This is a genomic window from Photobacterium sp. ABD4_091 (assembly GCF_056160145.1).
Map to the genome: position 1 here is coordinate 423,292 of NZ_JBSWWQ010000003.1, position 19,036 is coordinate 442,327.

Genomic DNA, 19,036 nt, shown 5'->3' on the forward strand with positions numbered 1-19,036 from the left:
TTTTGAATATTTCTACTGGTGGTGTAAGATGTCGCTATCGAGTGTTAAGTGAAACTTTAGCCACATAGGTAAGGTAGAGAAATGTTTGTATTCAATAACGAAGTTGCGATGGAAGATCTGGGTGAAGGGATCAGCCGTAAAATCCTAGCCCACAGCGACAACATGATGTCCGTCGAAGTACACTTTGAAGAGGGTGCGATCGGTGCCCTGCATACCCACCCGCACGAGCAGCTGACTTACGTGTTGTCTGGCGAGTTTGAGTTCACCATCGGCAATGACACCAAAATTGTGAAAGCGGGTGATACTATGTACAAAGAGCCAGAAATCGTTCATGGCTGCCGCTGTCTGAAAGCGGGTGTACTGATCGACACGTTCACGCCAATGCGCAAAGACTTCATCAGCTAATTTGGCGAAGCAAGATTAATGCAAGATCCCTGAACTCTGAGTAGGTCGGGGATTTTTTTTGCCTATATACTCCTGTCACCTCAAGCTGCTAGGTTCAGAGAATTACTTGGTAGGCAAAAAAACACCGAACGTTTTTTACGTTCGGTGTTGAGGCATCAAGGATACGCGTTTAACTTCTCCTGGTTGTGATTAACGAGCCAGCCACCCACCGTCAACGGCAAGGGTATAGCCTTGAATATAGCTGGCGGCGTCAGAAGCAAGGAAAACGGCTGGGCCGGCTAGATCTTCTGGGTTGCCCCAGCGTTCAGCAGGGATGCGGTCGAGGATTTGCTGGTTGCGTTTATTGTCATTGCGCAGTTGAGCGGTGTTTTCGGTGGCCATGTAACCGGGTGCGATCGCATTGACATTGATATTGTACTTTGCCCATTCGTTGGCCATCAAACGGGTGACGCCCATGACACCGCTTTTAGACGCCGTGTATGACGGTACGCGGATCCCGCCCTGGAAAGACAGCATGGATGCGACATTGATGATCTTGCCGCCATGGCCTTGAGCAATGAACTGTTTGGCAACGGCCTGACTGAGGAAAAACGTGGTTTTGAGGTTGATATCCATGACATCATCCCAGTCGGATTCGCTGAAATTGATCGCGTCGTCGCGGCGGATGATCCCAGCGTTGTTGACCAGAATATCGATCTTACCGAAGTGCTCTAGCGTGGCAGCTACAATACTCGGGATATCATCGGTTTTCATCAAATTGGCTCGGATATCAATAAACTGGCGACCAACAGCTTCGACTTTCTGCTGCGTTTCTACGCTGCCAGAGGAACTAACGCCGACAATATGACATCCGGCTTGTGCTAGGCCTACAGCAATGCCCTGACCTAACCCTCTGTTGCAACCTGTGACAATGGCTACTTTATCATCAAGATTAAATGAATTCAGAATCATGCCTTTTCCTCAAGGTGATGGCTGTTTGTGTAATGGTTGAGAGGATAATACCACTTCGACTTATCTTTTCAATAAAAAAGAAATGGCGTTTCATTTTATGTGATCTTAGCGATGTGTTGACAGGAGACTTATGGTCATAATGAATTGTGATGCCAAGTCATAAATTTGAGGGTGGTCACGTTTTTGATTTGTTTTCTTTAAATTGAACCATTGTTTTGATTTTTTGTGTGCTTGTCCATCGAGGTAGGTTATAATCAAATCAACTTGAAACATTGTTTTGATTATTGTGACGGTCGGGCTGTGTAAGTGTTCCACTGCGTACTATGCTTACAGGTTATCCCAGCCTGACTGCTGATTTAATATCGGAGAAATAGAATGGCAAAAGGTAACGTAATCGACCTGAGCTTTGAGGTTTTTGAAGACAGTGATACTGGGGTGAAAGTGACTCGCCTTACCCCGAAAGGTATGACTTGCCACCGTAACTACTTTTACCAGAAGTGTTTTACTAATGATGGTACTAAGTTGCTTTTTGCCGGCGACTTCGATGGTAATCGTAACTACTATTTGCTTGATCTAGACAAGCAGCAAGCAACACAGCTAACTGAAGGCGCTGGCGACAATACGTTTGGCGGCTTCATTTCAACGGATGAGAAAAGCTTCTTTTATGTGAAGAATGAGTTGCACCTGATGAAGGTGGATCTTGAGACGCTGGAAGAGAGTGTTATCTATACCGTTGATAGCGAATGGAAAGGTTACGGTACGTGGGTGGCTAATTCTGACTGCACCAAGCTTGTCGGTATCGAGATTTTGAAATCGTGCTGGAAGCCACTGACAGATTGGCAGAAGTTCCAAGACTTCTATCATACCAACCCAACGTGCCGCTTGATCAAGGTTGACATCCAGACGGGTGAACTGGACGTTATTCATCAGGATGATGCGTGGCTGGGCCACCCAATCTACCGTCCTTTTGATGACTCCACCGTGGGTTTCTGCCATGAAGGGCCGCATGATCTTGTGGATGCGCGCATGTGGCTGGTTAACGAGGACGGCTCTAACGTCCGTAAGATCAAAGAGCATGCCGAGGGCGAATCTTGCACCCATGAATTCTGGATCCCAGACGGTTCGGCGATGGCCTATGTTTCTTACTTCAAGGGCCAGACTGATCGTGTGATTTACAAAGCCGATCCGGTGACGCTAGAAAATGAAGAAGTCATGGTGATGCCCCCATGTTCACACTTGATGAGTAACTTCGATGGTTCTTTGATGGTCGGTGATGGCTGTGATGCGCCAGTGGATGTGGCTGATAGCGATGGTTATAACATCGAGAATGACCCGTTCCTTTACATCTTGAACACCAAGACCAAAACGTCGACTCGCCTGGCGAAGCACTCGACTTCTTGGGAAGTGTTAGATGGCGATCGCCAGATCACTCACCCTCATCCTTCATTCACGCCTGATGATAGTGGCGTGTTGTTTACCAGTGACTTCGAGGGGGTTCCTAGCTTATATATTGCTGAAATCCCTGAGCAGCTTAGATCTTAATAACATAGGATGAGCGTCTTTGTGTCTCTGACGCTCGAAAGAAAAACCCACTTCGGTGGGTTTTTTTATGAACGGTTCTTGAGGCGAGATTGAGTTTGTTGTTCATCGCCCTACCTTTCTCTACAACTCTTTCCCTGCAAGAAAACTCTTCATATAAATTGAATTCGATTATAGAAAACTGTGATCCTATTTCATAAAGCTGTAATTTCAATGTTTATTTACTGGATTGATTAACTACTACTCGTCCCAGATCACTAAAATGGAATATTGTTTCAATTATATTGATCTGGTGTTTTTTTTGCGGAGGTGGCTGTCAGGCTAATTTCTGCAGTTATCGATATCTTTTAATTTATGGAGAAAAAGGTGCATCATAATCTTATCAAGTTAAGTTTTGTATGCTGTTCAATATTGGTTATTTTGGGGTGCAACAGTAGCAATGGCAGTAAGACAGGTCAGCCTCTGGAGCCTATTTGGCAGGCTGTGACCTTTGGTCAGTCAACGGATTTAAACTTCAGTTCTAATGTTCTGCCGGAAAAAATAGGCGTTAACGAAGTGACAGTAAATGGTAAGCCTGTTGAACCGGGCCCCCTAGCTGATGTTTTTACTGTTGAAAGCCGTGGCGGTAAAATTACTGGCGGGCACGATGGTTTAACTTATTACTATACTCAGCTACCTACAGATAAGAACTTTACCTTAAGTGCTGATATTGTGATTGAGCAATTTGGTCCCGAAACAGATGCTAATCCGAATAATCAGGATGGTGCCGGTATCATGATTCGAGATATCATAGGTACACCACGCGCGAATCCCCAACCGGAAGGGCATGAAGAGTTTCCTGCTGCTTCAAATATGGTGTTAAATGAAATTCGTCGTCATAACTCCAGTGATAGAGAAAATATAACACTAGCCGCAACATTTCGAGAAGGTGTGTACCAGCCATGGGGGACTGCAGGAACCAGGATGACTCGAAACGAGTATCAAGTAGCGATGCCATGGGGTAAAGAATACACCTATTCGTTGAGCGTCTCGCGGATAGATGAAGGCTTTGAAATGACGGCTGAAGGTGATGGTTTTAGCTACTCGGAAACAGTTAGCGGAGCTAATGCCAATATTGTTGAGGTGATGGATCCCGATTATCAGTACGTTGGATTTGTTGCTGCCCGCAATGCAAAAATTACGGTGAGCAATGTCAGCCTTACTTTATCTGATGCCGAAACGGAAGATGCGCCGTTATTTAAAGCAGAGGAAAAGGCGCTCAAGTGGGATATATCATCAAGCAAGAAAACAGCCAGTGATAACTATATCGTACAAGCTCGTGCCAGTTACGGTGGTTTCTATGAGGTTATCCAAGACCAAGTTCGTCTAGGAAGCAAAACGGTTGCTGCCGGTGAAATGTTTGTGATGCCAACAACGATTGCCTCGGCCAGCAGTCAATTCGAGCTTGTTTTTAACCCTTCGGAAGGGCCTGACTTAATTCCTCAATCGAAGAATTTTACTGTTGAGAAGGTGGCTATTAACAACCCATCGTCAATTATTGTGAGTACTGAGGGTTCACCTACAGGAGATGGCAGTCAGTTAAAACCGTTGGATTTAGAAACAGCGATTGAGTTGGTTTCGCCGGGCGGGGAAATTATCCTAAAGCCAGGTGAGTATAGCGCAATTACAATTCCTGTATCAGCAAGTGGTACGCCAGATTTACCAAAGACACTTCGGGGGGAAGAGGGGGCTATATTTAAAAATGCCTCTTTTACCCATAAAGCAAGTTACTGGAATATTCTAAATATAACGGTTGAAGGAGCGCGTACTCAGGTGAGTGGTAGTTATAACCACTTTAAAGATATTGTGACTCATAGCGCACCAGATACTGGTTTTCAAATATCTTCGGACGATATTGGGCGCGCATTGTGGCCAGCCCATAATATTGTCGAAAATGCACTGAGTTACAACAATGAAGATGAAGGCCAGATCGACGCCGATGGGTTTGCTGCCAAGCTTGGTGTTGGTGACGGCAATATTTTTATTAACTGTATTTCCCACAGTAATATCGATGATGGTTGGGATCTGTTTAATAAAACTGAAAAGGGTGCCAACGGTGTCGTGACTATCATTGATTCCATCGCCTATAACAATGGACGAACATTCAATACATCTGATCGCCCAGTAGGATCTATTGGTAACGGCTTTAAATTGGGAGGAGAGGGGATCGCCGTCCCACATATATTGAAAAACAGTGTCTCGTACAACAACAACATGGATGGAATAACTGATAATTTTAATCCTGGTGCACTAGAGGTTGATAATGTCCTCGTGGTTGATAATGCACGTTACAACTTATTGATCCGCAAGAACCCTTACGGTAATGATTTGAAGCAGGGCGATTTTAGCAATATTCTGTCAATGCGTTTTACGGTAGATAGTCACTACGATGATGTCGTTAACTATGAAAATGGCAGCAGTAATTGGTTTATTGTTGGCGGTGAGACAGTAAATCCTGATGGTGGCGAGCTTGACTCTCAACTCGTTGCTGATGTTACAGCAGCCGTTGCAATTAATGATGGTACCCAGGATGGAATGTACCAGGCGGTCATGGCTTTGAAGAGTATTGTGGATGCGCGAAAAGAATAATATGTCTTGATTGAGCCCAATGTAGCCAGTAGGCCAAGTCACTCTGTGACTTGGCCTTTTTAGGCATTCACGACACTATAAGTCGAAGTATCCCTTGGCATTGCGGTAACAAATATCGCTTATCAATCGCTCCAATAGCGCTTTATCCTCTGGCAACTCGCCTTGCTCAACCCACTCGCCGATCAAGTTACACAAAATACGACGGAAGTATTCATGGCGGGGATAGGAGAGAAAACTTCGGGAATCGGTCAGCATGCCGACAAACCGGCCAAGGGCACCGAGGTTACCTAGGGTTTTTAATTGGTTAATAATGCCGTCTTTCTGATCGTTGAACCACCAGGCTGCCCCGAGCTGAATTTTGCCGGGTCCACAATCACTATCCTGAAACGCACCAATCATAGCGCCGAGTACATAGTTATCTTTCGGGTTCAGGCAGTACAGGATGGTCTTGGGCATGGAGTGCTGGTAATCCAGCGAGCTTAGGAGCTTGCCAAGGTTTTGCGCAATGCAGGTATCGTCGATAGCACTAAAACCTGTCGCCCCGCCGAGTTGCTCGAACCGGCGTTTGTTAGTGTCTTGCAAGACACCAATATGGATCTGCATAACCCAACCAAGGTCATGGTTTTTCTGGCCCAAGAACAGGAATAGCTGGGTTTTGAATTGCTGTATCTCTTGGTCTGATAGTGGCTTGCCAGCCAGCACTTTAATCAAGGCTTGGTTGGCGTCTTCCAGTGTGCCATCTGCATAGGGTATCGTCTTGAGGCCAAGATCTGATAAACGGCAGCCATGCTGGTGGAAGTAATCAAACCGCTGTGTCAATGCTTTGAACAGTTCATCGATATTTTGGATTCTTGAATCCGTGGTTGAAGCGAGTTTGGCCACCCAGGTCACGAACTTTTTGCTGTTGTCGATATTGAAGACATCGTCGGCCCGAAATGTTGGCAGTACTTTCACGCTGAAGTCAGTTTCCGCTAAATGACGATGGTAGCGAAGATCGCTCAACGGATCATCGGTGGTACACAGCGACTCGACATTCATTCGCTCCAGTAGCTGCTGGGTTGAAAAACCGTTGCCGCTGATCTGTTCATTGCACTGCTGCCAGATTTGGTCACAGTTCTCAGGACAGATCAGTTCGGTAATACCAAAGTAGCGCTGCAATTCCATGTGGGCCCAATGATAGAAAGGGTTGCCGATTAAATAAGGAACGGTTTCACACCATTTCTCAAATTTCTCAAAATCGCTCGCATCACCTGTGATGTAGTGCTCATCCACCCCGTTACTGCGCATTGCCCGCCAAACATAATGATCATGGGAGAGCCATGCATCGGCGATAGAGCGGTAGTGGATATCGTGGTAGATATCCTGGGCGCTAAGGTGGTTGTGATAATCAATAATCGGCAGGTCTTTGGCAACGCTGTGATATAGGTGTTGCGCTGTTGGGGTGTGCAGCAAAAAGTGCTGATCAAGAAAAGGCTTCTTCATAACATACTCTTCAATGAACGATTAGCCTAACTGGCATGGAAGCTTGGTAAAAATAAAAAGCCGCCTCAGGTCAGTGAGGCGGCATTGGTTGGCAATATTTCAGCGGTTAGTTCTGAGCAGCCAGTTCAGCTGTTGACTCCGGCTTGCTCTGGGCGCTCTTTTTAAGCAGGTAGCCCGTCAGCAGGATGATACCCGAACAGCCTAGGAAGAGGGCTCGACCCCATAGCGGGTTTGGTACCAGTACCATGGCCAGCAGACCCACACCCATCATCATGGTGATGGTGCCCAGTTTTTCGCGCTGCATTTTGTCGAACTCGTCCTGAGAGTCGTCTGCAACACACTCGGTTTCAACGTTCTCGAAGAAGGTGTTGATCTCAGCTTTCTCTTCTGCGGTGAACGACTCTTCTTTGTAGAACAGGGTAGTTGCCCAGAAGAAGCTTGCGGTCAGGAACAAGTGAGCTGCAATGGTGATCATGGTGCGTAGTTCACCAATTTCACGACCGGTAAACTCGATACCCAGCAGCTGGCCCAGAGCCTGAGGCGTGAAGACATTGATACATAGCCAAGAGACGAACATACCGAAGACCACTGTCGCCCATGCTGCCCACTTAGGTGTTTTCTTGATGAACATACCCATAAATAGTGGAACCAGGATTGGTGACTGAGCCAGTGTTGAAACTGTCATCATCAGGTCAAACAGGCTTAGCTCTTTCAGGCTGCTAAATAGCTGGGCCATCATGATAACCACGATGCCGTTTGCCACACATACAATCTGGCCAACACGTAGCTGTGATTTTTCGCTGGTTGGTTTGTTCTTGCAGATCACTGGGGTCCAGAAGCTGCGAACAAAGATGCCCGAGTTACGGTTTAGTGCCGAATCCATTGAAGACATGGTGGCGGCGAATAGACCGGCTACTAGTAGTCCGACAGTACCCAATGGCATTGCATTTTCAGCAAATACAAGGTAGACCGCATCAGAAGCTTTGTTGCCAAGCGATGCGTATTGCGTTGCCGCTTCTGGGTATAGGATGGCAGATGCCCATGGCGGGATGAACCAGATGATGCTACCCACAGCCATTAGGCCCATCGCCATCAGTGCTGCTTTGCTGGCATTTTTGGAGTCTTTGGCATTCAGGAAGCGGTAAGAATCCTGCATGTTGTTGATACTTTGTAGCTGTTTTACCACGAAGAACAGGAATGTACCAACAAAGATCAGGCCGTAGTTCATATCTGGACCCATCATGAAGTCAGATGGGAAGTTGGCGACAATTTCACCCGGACCACCGACTTTGATAAGGGCGACAACGGCACAAGCAATAGAAATGATGGCAACAACCAGAGTTTGAACAAAGTCCGATGCCACCACACCCCATGCGCCACTTAGTAGCGAGATAGCCAGTACCGCAAGGCCTGTGATCCAGATGGTTGTTGTCATGTCGAAACCAAACACGGCACCCACGAAGATCGATAGGCCATTTAGCCAAACACCGGCGTTCAATACACTCAGAGGGATAATCGCCCAGGTAAAGAACTGCTCATTGGTCGTGCCAAAGCGGTTGCGCACAGCCTGAGTTGGGGTATCAACACGGGTCTGGCGGAAGCGCTTTGCAAAATATAAGTAGGAAACACCGTAGGCAAGGGTATTACCAAAGAATACTGCCGTGGCCATAAAGCCATCGTTAAAGCCTTTACCTGCGGCCCCGGTAAAGGTCCAGGCCGAGAACTGGGTCATGAAGGCGGTTGCCCCCACCATCCACCACAGCATTCGGCCGCCCCCGCGGAAGTAGTCGCTAGAAGAGTTACTGGCCATTTTTTTGAAGGCGAGACTGATGAAAATCATCAGCATAAAGTAGCCGCCTATTACCATAATCTCTGTATTCATAGTGCTCTCTTTGCTTATGCCAATCATTGCGTTCGATGATTGGGCTGTTGCGATTTATAGTTGAAAATCTTATGTGGCGAATTTTATGTGTTATCGAGCGATAAAACTGTGATCAAAATCCACTTAAGAAAAAATTGAAACATGATTTTGTTTTTGTTGGTTGTGTTGTTTCGTATGCGGTTTTTGATTGTCATTGAATAACAACAGCTTAGTCGTTTAAGGTCTAAAAGCCTTTGATATAACTGAGCTTAAGTTCTTTCTCTTGAATATTTTCTGACTTGTTTTTTGCGTAAATTTTACCAAAGGTCTTGTTGTTTGTGTATAATTGAAACACTGGTTCATAAAAAACGGGTGTTTCATGCTTCAGTTTTCTAGCGAAGAAATGACTAAGATCAAAACCAAGGATTGCTCAGCGATCATTGATAATTTGATCCAGAACAATCAGACAGTTTTGACATCGGAGACCTTGGTTCCGCCAGATTCTCGGGCGACATGGAATCTGTATTATTTCTGTCCTGAACATGGGGTTCGCCTTGATTGGCAAAGAAATAGTCCGGATAAACACCGTTGCCCAGTAGATGGCAAGGTGTTTACCGGTGAACCTTATGACGGCGCGTGGTGGCGCTGGCTTAACGGTTTGAACTCCAAAGCCTGTAATGAGCTTGGCCTGTTGTGGCATTTAACCGGAGAGCAGAAATACTTCGATAAAGTGCGCGAGATCTTGATGGGGTATGCCGATCACTACCCTGACTATGAAGAGCACGGTGGGATCCCTTACAACGGGCCGGGCAAAGCCAATGCACAGACCTTATGCGAGGCTAACTGCCATATGGATTTCGCCCGGGGTTATGATTTTGTCCGTGAGGCACTGACTGCCGAAGAGCGAGATCACATTGAGCAGAACCTGCTGCGGGAAGGGGCAGAGTTCATGATGCAGCATCGCAGTGACCAGCTGCATAACCATGAAATGAAAATCAGCTCGACCATCGGGGTGATTGGCTTGTTACTGGACGAGCAGCGTTTTATCGACTTTGCCGTCAATAGCCCATATGGCCTTCGTTATCAGTTGGAGCATGGCATTATTGGCGAGGGACTGTGGTTCGAAGGTTCTATCCACTATCACTATTACGCGCTTCAGGCTTTGATGGGCTATGAAATGATGGCGCGTGGTAGTGTGTACTCACTTAAAGATCACCCGAGCTTCTTCCAAATGCTGGCTTTCCCGCTGCAGCTAGTGCAGATAGATGGCCGCTTCCCTCGCTTGAATGACTGTATTGCCGGTCAGGAAGTACTGACTCACTCGCATTTGTTCGAATATGCTTACAGTGAGTTCAAGCATCCGCTGTTTGCTTCGGCACTGAGCAGCATTTACCAGAATAAAAGCCGCGATAATATCGATGCCCTGCTATACGGGGTTGATGAATTGCCTGACGCCGAGCCGCTGACGACCCAGTCAATTCATGCGCCGGGTGTCGGTTTGACAATCTGTAAAGATGAAAACCGCAATAACATGCTACTGGTCAAGCACACGCCTTACGGTGGCGAGCATGATCATTATGACCGCTTGGGGCTCATTATTTGCTGTGACGGCAAGGAAATCCTACCTGATCTAGGCACAACTGGATACGGTGCCGAACTGCACTACGGCTATTACAAGAATACTGCGACCCACAATACCTTGGCGGTAAACCAGCAAAACCAGCCACCGGCGATCCCAGAAGTATTGAGCTTCAAACAAACGCAAGATGTTACCTGCCTAGACACCGTGGTTGATTGGTCTAAAGCTCATCCAGGATTGGATAGCCATACCTTGGTACATTGGGACGAAGAAGCATATCGTGATGTCCGGTTCCGCCGCAGTGTCGTTTGGCTCGGTAATGCTGCTATTGAAATTAACCAAGTGCACAATCCCCATGGCCAGCAATTGGATTTAACCTGGCATGTACGCGGCGAGCACCAGCTAAGCCCGCTTGCGGTGAAATGTGAAAACCCGTTAGAGGGGCCTCTTGCCCGAATGACGGATACTAAAGTCCAATCTGTATCGGGCGTGACAGCACAACATTTCGCGATTGAAGGGGATGAAGCTTATCAATGCTTTGTTGCCGCTGATGGGGTGTTATTGACGGGTCAGGCTCCGGATAACCCGGCAACCAGTAACTTGTCTTACATGTTGTTGAGAAGCCAGCAATTACAGTTCAAAGCCGCCGTTGTCCATGATCTGGACAGCCATCAACCGCTTGATAGTGTAGATGTGAAGTGGGTGGGAGAAAGTGCCTATATTAGCCTTGACCGCGATGGCAAACTTCACTCGGTCAAAGTGACGTTTTCTCAAGACAGCATGAGTTACCAATCATTGCATTGCGCTTCTTAGTATATTCAAAAGCGGTCAAGAGCAATCAAGGCTAGCATATTAGTGCTGGCCTTTTTTTATGGCTTGATAAGAAAAATATAAAACCTGGCTGAAATGGCTGTTGGTGCGGGGGAACGAAACCTCTTCTATGACGTTCTCATGAACTGGCATAAATATCTCGGCCTTAGATTTTGTGCTACATGGGTTTTCATTAAAAATTCGTTTCTGGGCGACGCCTGAAGGCAATGATTACATCGATAATCATATTTGGAGCGAGTTGGTGAAAGCCGATGTCAACTTTATTAACACCGATCACCAGCAAGACTTGCATGACTGGTTGCTGGAAAATGACCCGCACCCATCTGAACCATCAGTTAATTGGTTGGATGACCCATTCTGGGATCCGATGTATCCATAAACGCCAATTGTTAACTTAAAGCTACTTCAAGCTTACTGGTTGAATAAAGCACACAGGTTAGCCTGTGTGCTTTTTTAGCCTCTGCCTTTTTCTCGAAATGCAGAAGCCGTGACCCCGGCATTTTTGCGAAAAAATCGGGCGAAATAGGCCGGATCGGTAAAGCCAAGTTCGTAGCCAACCTCAGAGATAGACATCGCGGTGAGCAGCAGCATCCGGCGTGCCTCTTGCATGATCCGGTCTGTGATTATTCGTTTAGAAGACAGGCCGCTGACCCTGCGGCAGATATCATTGAGCCGAGATGTGGTAAGCCCGATCTGCTCAGCGTAATGTGGCAACGCCCAATGGGAGCGATAGTGCTCTTCAATCAATACGCTGAATTGATTGAACACGTTGACATCCGTGCTGCGATAACTGGTCGATACCTGTTGATTGTTGGCGTAGCGTATTATCTCTATCAGGATTAATTGCAGCCAGCTAAGGCTGGCAGACTCTGCCATGAACTGTTGCCCTGTCGATTCCTTCTCGAGCATTTCAAATAACATTTCTAGCGGTGAAGACTCAGGCAAAGGGATACAAAAAGGCTGCATCGCTGTGGAGGCAATATCATTGCGGCCAATCTCGATATCCAATAACCGCCACACTAACTGCTGGCTGGCGGTGATAACAAACCCGCTGGCATGGTCGTCGGTGACAAAAGAGTGGGGCACGGTGGGCGGAGTGAAAAACAAGGTTTTCCCATGCATTGAATAGTGGGACTGGTCGAGCAGCACATGGGTGTTGCCCTCCAAAATACAATGGATTTGGTAGTAACGGTCGTGGTAGTGGGTTGGCATGTTGCGGCCAAAAAACAGGGCGAGGCTGTTTAGCCGCTCAAGGTGAAATTCATTGTCGCTGTAGCGTGAATCGTAGACTTTTCCGATATTGAGGTTGGGGATTGTAAGTGCTTCCATAGCGGGACCTTCTGTTTTTTGATTTTATTATAGTAGTGATAGTTAACATGTTATCTAAACCCGCGAAAAGTACAATTGAATACTTGTAACATCCATTTAACACGGCGGGGCCATTTCCCATAATGAATGCAAAGAAGCCGCGAAGAAGAAACGGCAAAGCTCACAATCAAAAGGAACTGGACATGAAGCGACCTAATCCCCTGCTAGATAAAATGCAAGCGATCCTACCGACTATTGCCGCAAATGCGGCGCAAGCTGAACTGGACCGTACGCCGCCGGAAGAGAATATCCGCCTGTTGCGTGAAGTTGGCTTTTTCCGCGCTTTCCAGCCCAAGGCGTACGGCGGCTCGGAGATTTCATTACCGGAGTTTACCGATTGTGTAGCCGCTTTGGCTGGAGCTTGTGGTGGTACGGCGTGGGGGGCAAGCTTACTGGCGACGCACAGCCACCAGATGGCAATGTTCTCCAAACAGGCCCAAGAAGAATTCTGGGGGGATAACCCTGATGCCACCGCTAGCAGCAGTATTGCTCCTTTTGGGCAAACTGAAGAGGCAGAGGGTGGGGTGATCTTCAATGGCAACATGCGTTGGAGTAGTGGTAGTGATCATGCTGAATGGGCCATTCTTGGCTTTAACCGCACCGATGTCAGTGGCAACAAGGTTTATTGCTTCGGGGTTGTACCGCGCCATGAATACACCATTATTGATGACTGGTTCGCCGCAGGTATGCGCTCCAGTGGGACTAAAACCTTAGTGTTGAAAGATGTGTTTATTCCCGAGCATCGTATTGAAACGGCCAAAGGCATGATGGAAGGCCGCTCGGCGGGATTCGACTTGTACCCTGACAGCGATATCTTCTATACCCCTTACCGACCTTACTTTGCCTGTGGCTTCGCGGCTATCAGTTTAGGGATTGCCGAGCGAATGCTGGAGGTCTACAAGGAAAAGACCAAAAATCGTGTACGTGCCTATACAGGGGCAAAAGTTGGGGCGGCAACACCGGCATTGATGCGCGTTGCCGAATCTACCCACCAAGTCGCGGCTGCTCGTGCTTTCCTTGAAAAGACATGGGAAGACCATAAAGAGCATGGCGAGCGCAAAGAATACCCATCGGCCGAGACATTGGCTTACTGGCGGACTAACCAGGCTTATGCGGTGAAGATGTGTATTGCAGCTGTTGATCGCTTGTTTGAAGCCATGGGTGGTATGTCTTGGTTTAATGACAATGAAGGGCAGCGCCTGTTCCGCGATTCACACATGACAGCTGCTCATGCCTATACCGACTACGATGTGTGTGCGCAGATATTAGGCCGCCAGTTGATGGGCCTGGAGCCGGATCCTAGCATGGTCTAATGATGATTTTGCTCAAGTGATGTGCTTTTTATTTTGTTTCAAGGCGCGTAGATATAGCTTTGTTGTGTTCTTGCCCCCGATTCGGGGGCTTTTTTCGTTTAAGAGTCATCACATTCAACTTTTGTTGAGCGAAAACGTAGGTTACATTTTGAACTGCGGAAGGGGAGCGTATTTCTGATATGTATTGTCCCCATAAGATAAAGGTGTTGAGTTTTTAAATTATTGTTTTTAATGAGTTTAATTTGTTTTTGGTGATGGTTTAAGGGAAGGGTAATTCAGTTACTATGAAACTGCATGTTGTAAAGCAGTTTTCAATCCAATCAACAGATAATGAAGTTACTGATGATTTTAATCAAAAAAAACAGTAATCACTCAAATAATTTTTGCATTAATAAAATTATGTGATAAATTGCCTTTAAGATTTGAGAGCATCATTTTGCGAACAAAGTGCCACATTCCTTAGAACGGGGGAGTGCGGTTGAGAGGTCTACCAATACATTTGCATGATTGAGACCTACTGGGGAAACCCAGTGAATATCCTGCTTGGAACCCAGGATATTAGGAACGGGAAACGGCCCTGAGTGAAAGCTCAGGGCCGTTTTTTCTTTCGGGGAAGTAGAAATTAAAATAGAGGGGTCACGTATTCGCCGTGTTGTATCTTCGGTTGCGTCCTGCCCAGATCGTTGTTTCAGCTAAATCATCAATCGGATTCTCTTCTCTAACTCGGCTTCTTCTCCGGCGATGAATACTACCCTGAGTATTCTTTTGGTAGTGGCTGTTAAGCTGCCGGAGGCTTTTGATATCACTGAGTTTCATCGTTCTCTCCTTAAACAGATACTGATACCAGCATAGTGGTCTAACCTGAATGGAAGTTGACACTTATATTCAGTTGGTTGCATTATCGTTCCGATTCTTGATCTAAATCTATTAAAGTGGTTGATGTGAGATGGGTGGAAAATATGAAAAAGCTATTTTTCATCTCAGAGTAATAAATACCAGTGGGGATGCTTCATTTAATTTCTCAATGGAAGGAAATCATCCTACTAGCGCCATTCGCCATTTTTTGTTGCTTATTTACATGAAATGGACAATTTACTTTGAGCTATGTCACATTTATTTGTAGTATCTCTCTCGTTTTCTGATAGTTAATTACACACAGAGGTAGCAAAATGATTGAGATGTTAGCCCTTTCCCAACTCTTTCTGGCTCGCCTAAAAGCGGAAGAACAAAAAGCCAAGCAGGACAAACCAAGCGCATAATTGTCTGGGAAATCGGATTTTGATTTCTACTATGTACCCCTCAAATAAGGGCTACGGTAATGCCTGAGAGGCTGGGAACCTGGTAGGAAGAGAAAAAGCGGCACATGAAAATGTGCCGCTTCAGACTGATGACAAAGGTCTGGCTTTTAAGCTAGGCCTTTGATCTAATAGAGATATCGAAATATGGATATCTCGACATGTTAAAAGAACCCTCACCCCAACAGTACGAACTCGAAATGGTCACAATGGAACAGCTGGTTCCGAAGCATCATCTCGTACGTAAAATCGACCAAGTTATAGATTTCGAATTTATTAGAGACGAAGTCGCTCACCTATATTGCCAAGACAATGGCCGGCCTCCTGTTGACCCCGTCCGCTTGTTTAAAATCATCCTGCTGGGCTACATCTTTGGCATCAAGAGCGAGCGTCAGCTAGTCAAAGAAATCGAGGTCAATGTGGCCTATCGGTGGTTCCTTCGCATGTCACTGACAGAGAAAGTTATCCATGCCTCGACGCTCAGCCAAAACCGCATCCGCCGCTTCAACGGGACGGATATTTTTGAACGCATCTTTACCAATATCGTACTCCAGGCCATGGATAAAGGGCTCGTCGCCGGGAATGAATTATTCACCGACAGCACCCACCTCAAAGCCAATGCTAACAAGAAGAAATTTACCAATGAACAGCAAGCTGTCCGCACCAGTGCCTACCTTGAGATGCTCAACGAAGATGTGGCCAAGGAGCGGGAAGCCGAAGGGAAAAAACCTTTAGCTGAGCGAAAATCAGAGCCTAAGCTCAAAAATACCAAAGTGAGCACGACTGATTCTGAAAGCGGCTTTATGACGCGGGATAACAAGCCGCAAGGGTTCTTTTACCTTGACCACCGCACCGTCGATGGCATGCATGGGATTATCGTCGATACCTATGCGACCGCAGGTAACGTCAATGACTCCCAGCCTTATATCAATCGGCTAGACTACACGCTCAACCAGTTCAACCTGAATCCTATAGCCGTAGGCCTTGATGCTGGATACTTCACGGCTCCTGTTGCTGAGAGCCTTGAACGAAGAGAAATCCTTGGCCTCTTTGGTTACCGTAGGCCGCCTCGCACCCAGAATGCTATCAAGAAGAAGCACTTTATCTATAACAAAGAAACAGACACTTACCTGTGCCCAAATGGCCAGGAACTTATCTATAAAACCACGTCAAGAGAAGGCTACAGAGAATACCACTCGGCCCCCAAGGAGTGTGAGCTCTGCTCGATGAGAAATGACTGCACCCAAAGCAAAACAATGAAGAAGGTGATAACCCGGCATATCTACGCGGAGGCTGTGGAACGAGCAAACAAAATACGGCTGACACCTTATGGTAAAAGGACCTATCGGCGAAGGGGAGAAACGGTAGAAAGAAGCTTCGCAGATGCGAAACAGCATCATGGTCACCGATATGCACGGTTCCGGGGGTTGAACAAGGTGCAGATGCAATGTTGGTTGGCCGCTGCTGCTCAAAATATCAAGAAGATGGCCTTGGTGCTGGGCTGCTTACAGAAAATAGGCCTTATAAACGCTCTAATTAGGTTAATACGAGTCAATATCAGGCGAGAAGAGCAAAGGAGCCTCCAACCGAGCTGGTAGGTAAAAAAATCGCGATCGCGGCCTACGGCCGCTCTCTAAAAAGAACCCCACTTAAAAAGTGGGGTTCGTCAGCAATCTGAAGCGGCACATGAAAATGTGCCGCTTTTTTGATGGGTGTTATTCGTTGTTTAGCCAGAGCAAGTCTTGTTCGGAGACATACTCTTTGTAGCCGGCTTCCCAACCTTGGATCGCGAGCGTTTCGTGTTCGGTATTGAGGCACTGGCCGGTATATTGTTGCCCCTGCTTACCGTGTTTGTAGGTTTTGTAAGGCAGGCAGTAATCTTCAATACCTTGCTGGTAGCCTAGGCGGTAATCGTTGATAGCGCCTTCAGGCATTTCGCTTAGTCTATTGAGTTCGTTCTCGGTGCGCACCAGACGGCCATTTTCACCGTCTTTGACTCCAAGCATTTTCCATTGGTTTTCTTGGGCCAGTTCTGTGTCGTAGGACTGACCGGTACAGGCCGCTAAGCTGAGGGCAGCTACAAGTAAAACTAGGTGTTTCATCGTCTACCTCCGCAAGCAAATGTGAATTTACACTTTAATTATATATCCCCATGAAAAAACGGGCATAAAAGCCCGTTTAATCGTTAAGGTTTTTTACTCAATTACTGGAAAGCAATCGGGAGGGGGCGGTGCGAGGCCAGTAATAGCCAAGGTAATTCCAGCCGACCCAGAGTACCAATCCGGTCGCCACAATCATTTCAAATATCCCCAGTCTTTCAAGCCAAGACCAATGCGGGTAGTAGATAGCAAACCAATCGGTGAGACGCTCAAGGGCAACGGCACTGATCACTGAGGGGAAGGTCACCGCAGCCAGCGATGGCTGGAAGCGTTGTTTGAGCAGGTTGAAATAGCACAGGTATACCAAGATCGTCATGGTGATCCCGACACCCGCCAGAGCGCCTGTCAATACTGGGTCCGGCTCGCTGACGTTGAGCAGGTAGGCGGTCAAAGACAGGTTGACGGGGGCTGCCATGATGGCAAGCGTCGGTCTTGCTGGCCTTGGTAGTCGTCCGGCAAAGCATAGGCGGTAAAGGACAACAGGCAACATCAAAAAATAAATCGCGATACAGGCATCGGTCATGGCCAAGGCAAAGTCATGATGCCCGAGTTGAGGCCCAGCCAAAGTGCCACTGATCGCCCCGACGGGGTACAGGAACCAGCTTGGGTACATATTGGTGAGGCGAAAATTCTTGATTTGGCAGAAAAAGAAGAAACCCATCATGAACATATGCAGGGCCAAAGCGGGGTACCAAAGCAAACGAGCGACTTCAACATGCAACGAAGACAGGTAGTCGGATAAGACCAGCATGGTCATCGACATGGGTGCCATCAAGCTGCCGTAGAGCGGATGGCGGAGATCTTGAATAAAGCGTTTGGGGTTGAACAGGTATTTCAGTACCACAGGGGTGAGAAGGATGACGCCGATGAGTGCACCTATCCCGCGGTACCAATTGGCATGATCAGGAAAGTACAGTGACCAGGCAAGACCTGTCCCCATAGAGGCTAAAGCCAGTGCGGCTTGGGCTGTTGGAATGTGTATCAAAGCATTAGTAAATGCTGCCATTGAGTTAAAAAAACCTTCTTTGCACATGAATCAAACTGGAAAGAAGGCATTCTACACTAGATCCCCCGTGAGGTAGCGTGGGATGGATCAAAACACAGTTTGGAGTGAGTCACATTTTGGTAGAAGATTTGGCATTTTGGGTTTGCTAAAAGTGGATTTTAGTACCATATTTAATTTGTGACCTGTAAATGAGCTTATTCATATATAGCTTACGGAGGAATGAGCTGTTTCATTCATTTGGCTCAAGGGTACAGGGAGCCGGTTGATGTGAATCAACCACACTAAGCGTCGGTATTGCTTAGTACTACAATTTGGTTAAGTGACAAATAAAGTGATTATACTTCTTCACCAAAACTATTGATGTCCGATTTAAACTTGTGACTGTATCGGGCACGGCAAACTCAACGTAATGAGTGGTGAAGCCTCAAGTTGTAAAGTTGTAATTCAATCAACGCTCTATGTGTGCTGTGTAGGTAGACTAGGGCAACAGAATAGAGATAATAAATAAGCCGCACTGCAATGGTGCGGCTTTTCTTTTGTCGCTAAAAAATTAGCGGTATTTTCTTGAAAATGCTAAATTGCTGTTTTTAAAAGGCTGTTTAATGTTATCCACAAAAAC

General features: G+C 46.7%; 13 protein-coding genes. 7 read left to right on the forward strand and 6 right to left on the reverse strand.

From position 1 onward, the window contains the following. The first annotated feature begins 81 nt into the window (after window positions 1-81). The gene (locus ACXAGQ_RS23360) at window positions 82-405 is read left to right on the forward strand and encodes a cupin domain-containing protein (RefSeq protein WP_281028313.1); all 324 of its coding nucleotides are present in this window, start codon (window positions 82-84) and stop codon (window positions 403-405) included. 189 nt (window positions 406-594) lie between these two features. Here ACXAGQ_RS23360 and kduD read toward each other — a convergent pair whose 3' ends face one another. Next, window positions 595-1,356 carry a 2-dehydro-3-deoxy-D-gluconate 5-dehydrogenase KduD gene (gene kduD / locus ACXAGQ_RS23365; RefSeq protein WP_317522779.1) on the reverse strand — a complete coding sequence of 254 codons (762 nt, stop codon included), beginning with the start codon at window positions 1,354-1,356 and terminating at the stop codon, window positions 595-597. 375 nt (window positions 1,357-1,731) lie between these two features. Here kduD and ACXAGQ_RS23370 point away from each other — a divergent pair, with 375 nt between their 5' ends. Further along, entirely contained in the window at window positions 1,732-2,898 is a 1,167-nt protein-coding gene (locus tag ACXAGQ_RS23370) for an oligogalacturonate lyase family protein (RefSeq protein WP_475257174.1), read from the forward strand. A 363-nt stretch (window positions 2,899-3,261) separates the two neighbouring features. After that, window positions 3,262-5,523 (forward strand): right-handed parallel beta-helix repeat-containing protein, encoded by a 2,262-nt coding sequence (locus ACXAGQ_RS23375; RefSeq protein WP_475257175.1) that lies wholly within the window; start codon window positions 3,262-3,264, stop codon window positions 5,521-5,523. A gap of 75 nt (window positions 5,524-5,598) precedes the next feature. On the opposite strand, the gene uxaC is transcribed toward ACXAGQ_RS23375, so the two are convergent. Together uxaC and ACXAGQ_RS23385 are read right to left on the reverse strand one after the other, a co-directional pair. Then, window positions 5,599-7,005: a glucuronate isomerase gene (uxaC, locus tag ACXAGQ_RS23380; protein WP_475257177.1), complete on the reverse strand. Its 1,407-nt coding sequence runs from the start codon at window positions 7,003-7,005 to the stop codon at window positions 5,599-5,601. Between the two features lie 106 nt (window positions 7,006-7,111). Further along, window positions 7,112-8,887 carry a sodium:solute symporter family protein gene (locus tag ACXAGQ_RS23385; RefSeq protein ID WP_475257179.1) on the reverse strand — a complete coding sequence of 592 codons (1,776 nt, stop codon included), beginning with the start codon at window positions 8,885-8,887 and terminating at the stop codon, window positions 7,112-7,114. A gap of 358 nt (window positions 8,888-9,245) precedes the next feature. On the opposite strand from ACXAGQ_RS23385, the gene ACXAGQ_RS23390 reads away from it, so the two are divergent. Both ACXAGQ_RS23390 and ACXAGQ_RS23395 read left to right on the forward strand, forming a co-directional pair. Then, window positions 9,246-11,258, forward strand: coding sequence for a heparinase II/III domain-containing protein (locus ACXAGQ_RS23390; protein WP_475257181.1), 2,013 nt, complete (start codon window positions 9,246-9,248; stop codon window positions 11,256-11,258). 172 nt (window positions 11,259-11,430) lie between these two features. Beyond that, entirely contained in the window at window positions 11,431-11,655 is a 225-nt protein-coding gene (locus ACXAGQ_RS23395) for a hypothetical protein (protein ID WP_475257182.1), read from the forward strand. Window positions 11,656-11,729: 74 nt separating this feature from the next. On the opposite strand, the gene hpaA is transcribed toward ACXAGQ_RS23395, so the two are convergent. Then, window positions 11,730-12,605 carry a 4-hydroxyphenylacetate catabolism regulatory protein HpaA gene (gene hpaA, locus ACXAGQ_RS23400; RefSeq protein WP_475257184.1) on the reverse strand — a complete coding sequence of 292 codons (876 nt, stop codon included), beginning with the start codon at window positions 12,603-12,605 and terminating at the stop codon, window positions 11,730-11,732. Window positions 12,606-12,787: 182 nt separating this feature from the next. On the opposite strand from hpaA, the gene ACXAGQ_RS23405 reads away from it, so the two are divergent. Next, entirely contained in the window at window positions 12,788-13,957 is a 1,170-nt protein-coding gene (locus ACXAGQ_RS23405) for a p-hydroxyphenylacetate 3-hydroxylase oxygenase component (protein ID WP_475257185.1), read from the forward strand. 1,456 nt (window positions 13,958-15,413) lie between these two features. Then, the gene (locus ACXAGQ_RS23410) at window positions 15,414-16,850 is read left to right on the forward strand and encodes an IS1182 family transposase (RefSeq protein ID WP_475251115.1); all 1,437 of its coding nucleotides are present in this window, start codon (window positions 15,414-15,416) and stop codon (window positions 16,848-16,850) included. Window positions 16,851-16,967: 117 nt separating this feature from the next. Here ACXAGQ_RS23410 and ACXAGQ_RS23415 read toward each other — a convergent pair whose 3' ends face one another. Continuing rightward, entirely contained in the window at window positions 16,968-17,354 is a 387-nt protein-coding gene (locus ACXAGQ_RS23415; RefSeq protein ID WP_475257187.1) for a DUF2799 domain-containing protein, read from the reverse strand. Window positions 17,355-17,451: 97 nt separating this feature from the next. Continuing rightward, window positions 17,452-18,417: a TDT family transporter gene (locus tag ACXAGQ_RS23420; protein WP_475257188.1), complete on the reverse strand. Its 966-nt coding sequence runs from the start codon at window positions 18,415-18,417 to the stop codon at window positions 17,452-17,454. Window positions 18,418-19,036: the final 619 nt, after the last annotated feature.

What these genes read in the sequence shown, in the direction of transcription:
- ACXAGQ_RS23360 (WP_281028313.1), top strand. Translation starts at nt 82, where the DNA reads ATGTTTGTATTCAATAACGAAGTTGCGATGGAAGATCTGGGTGAAGGG.
- kduD (WP_317522779.1), bottom strand. Translation starts at nt 1,356, where the DNA reads ATGATTCTGAATTCATTTAATCTTGATGATAAAGTAGCCATTGTCACA.
- ACXAGQ_RS23370 (WP_475257174.1), top strand. Translation starts at nt 1,732, where the DNA reads ATGGCAAAAGGTAACGTAATCGACCTGAGCTTTGAGGTTTTTGAAGAC.
- uxaC (WP_475257177.1), bottom strand. Translation starts at nt 7,005, where the DNA reads ATGAAGAAGCCTTTTCTTGATCAGCACTTTTTGCTGCACACCCCAACA.
- ACXAGQ_RS23385 (WP_475257179.1), bottom strand. Translation starts at nt 8,887, where the DNA reads ATGAATACAGAGATTATGGTAATAGGCGGCTACTTTATGCTGATGATT.
- ACXAGQ_RS23390 (WP_475257181.1), top strand. Translation starts at nt 9,246, where the DNA reads ATGCTTCAGTTTTCTAGCGAAGAAATGACTAAGATCAAAACCAAGGAT.
- hpaA (WP_475257184.1), bottom strand. Translation starts at nt 12,605, where the DNA reads ATGGAAGCACTTACAATCCCCAACCTCAATATCGGAAAAGTCTACGAT.
- ACXAGQ_RS23405 (WP_475257185.1), top strand. Translation starts at nt 12,788, where the DNA reads ATGAAGCGACCTAATCCCCTGCTAGATAAAATGCAAGCGATCCTACCG.
- ACXAGQ_RS23410 (WP_475251115.1), top strand. Translation starts at nt 15,414, where the DNA reads ATGTTAAAAGAACCCTCACCCCAACAGTACGAACTCGAAATGGTCACA.
- ACXAGQ_RS23415 (WP_475257187.1), bottom strand. Translation starts at nt 17,354, where the DNA reads ATGAAACACCTAGTTTTACTTGTAGCTGCCCTCAGCTTAGCGGCCTGT.
- ACXAGQ_RS23420 (WP_475257188.1), bottom strand. Translation starts at nt 18,417, where the DNA reads ATGGCAGCATTTACTAATGCTTTGATACACATTCCAACAGCCCAAGCC.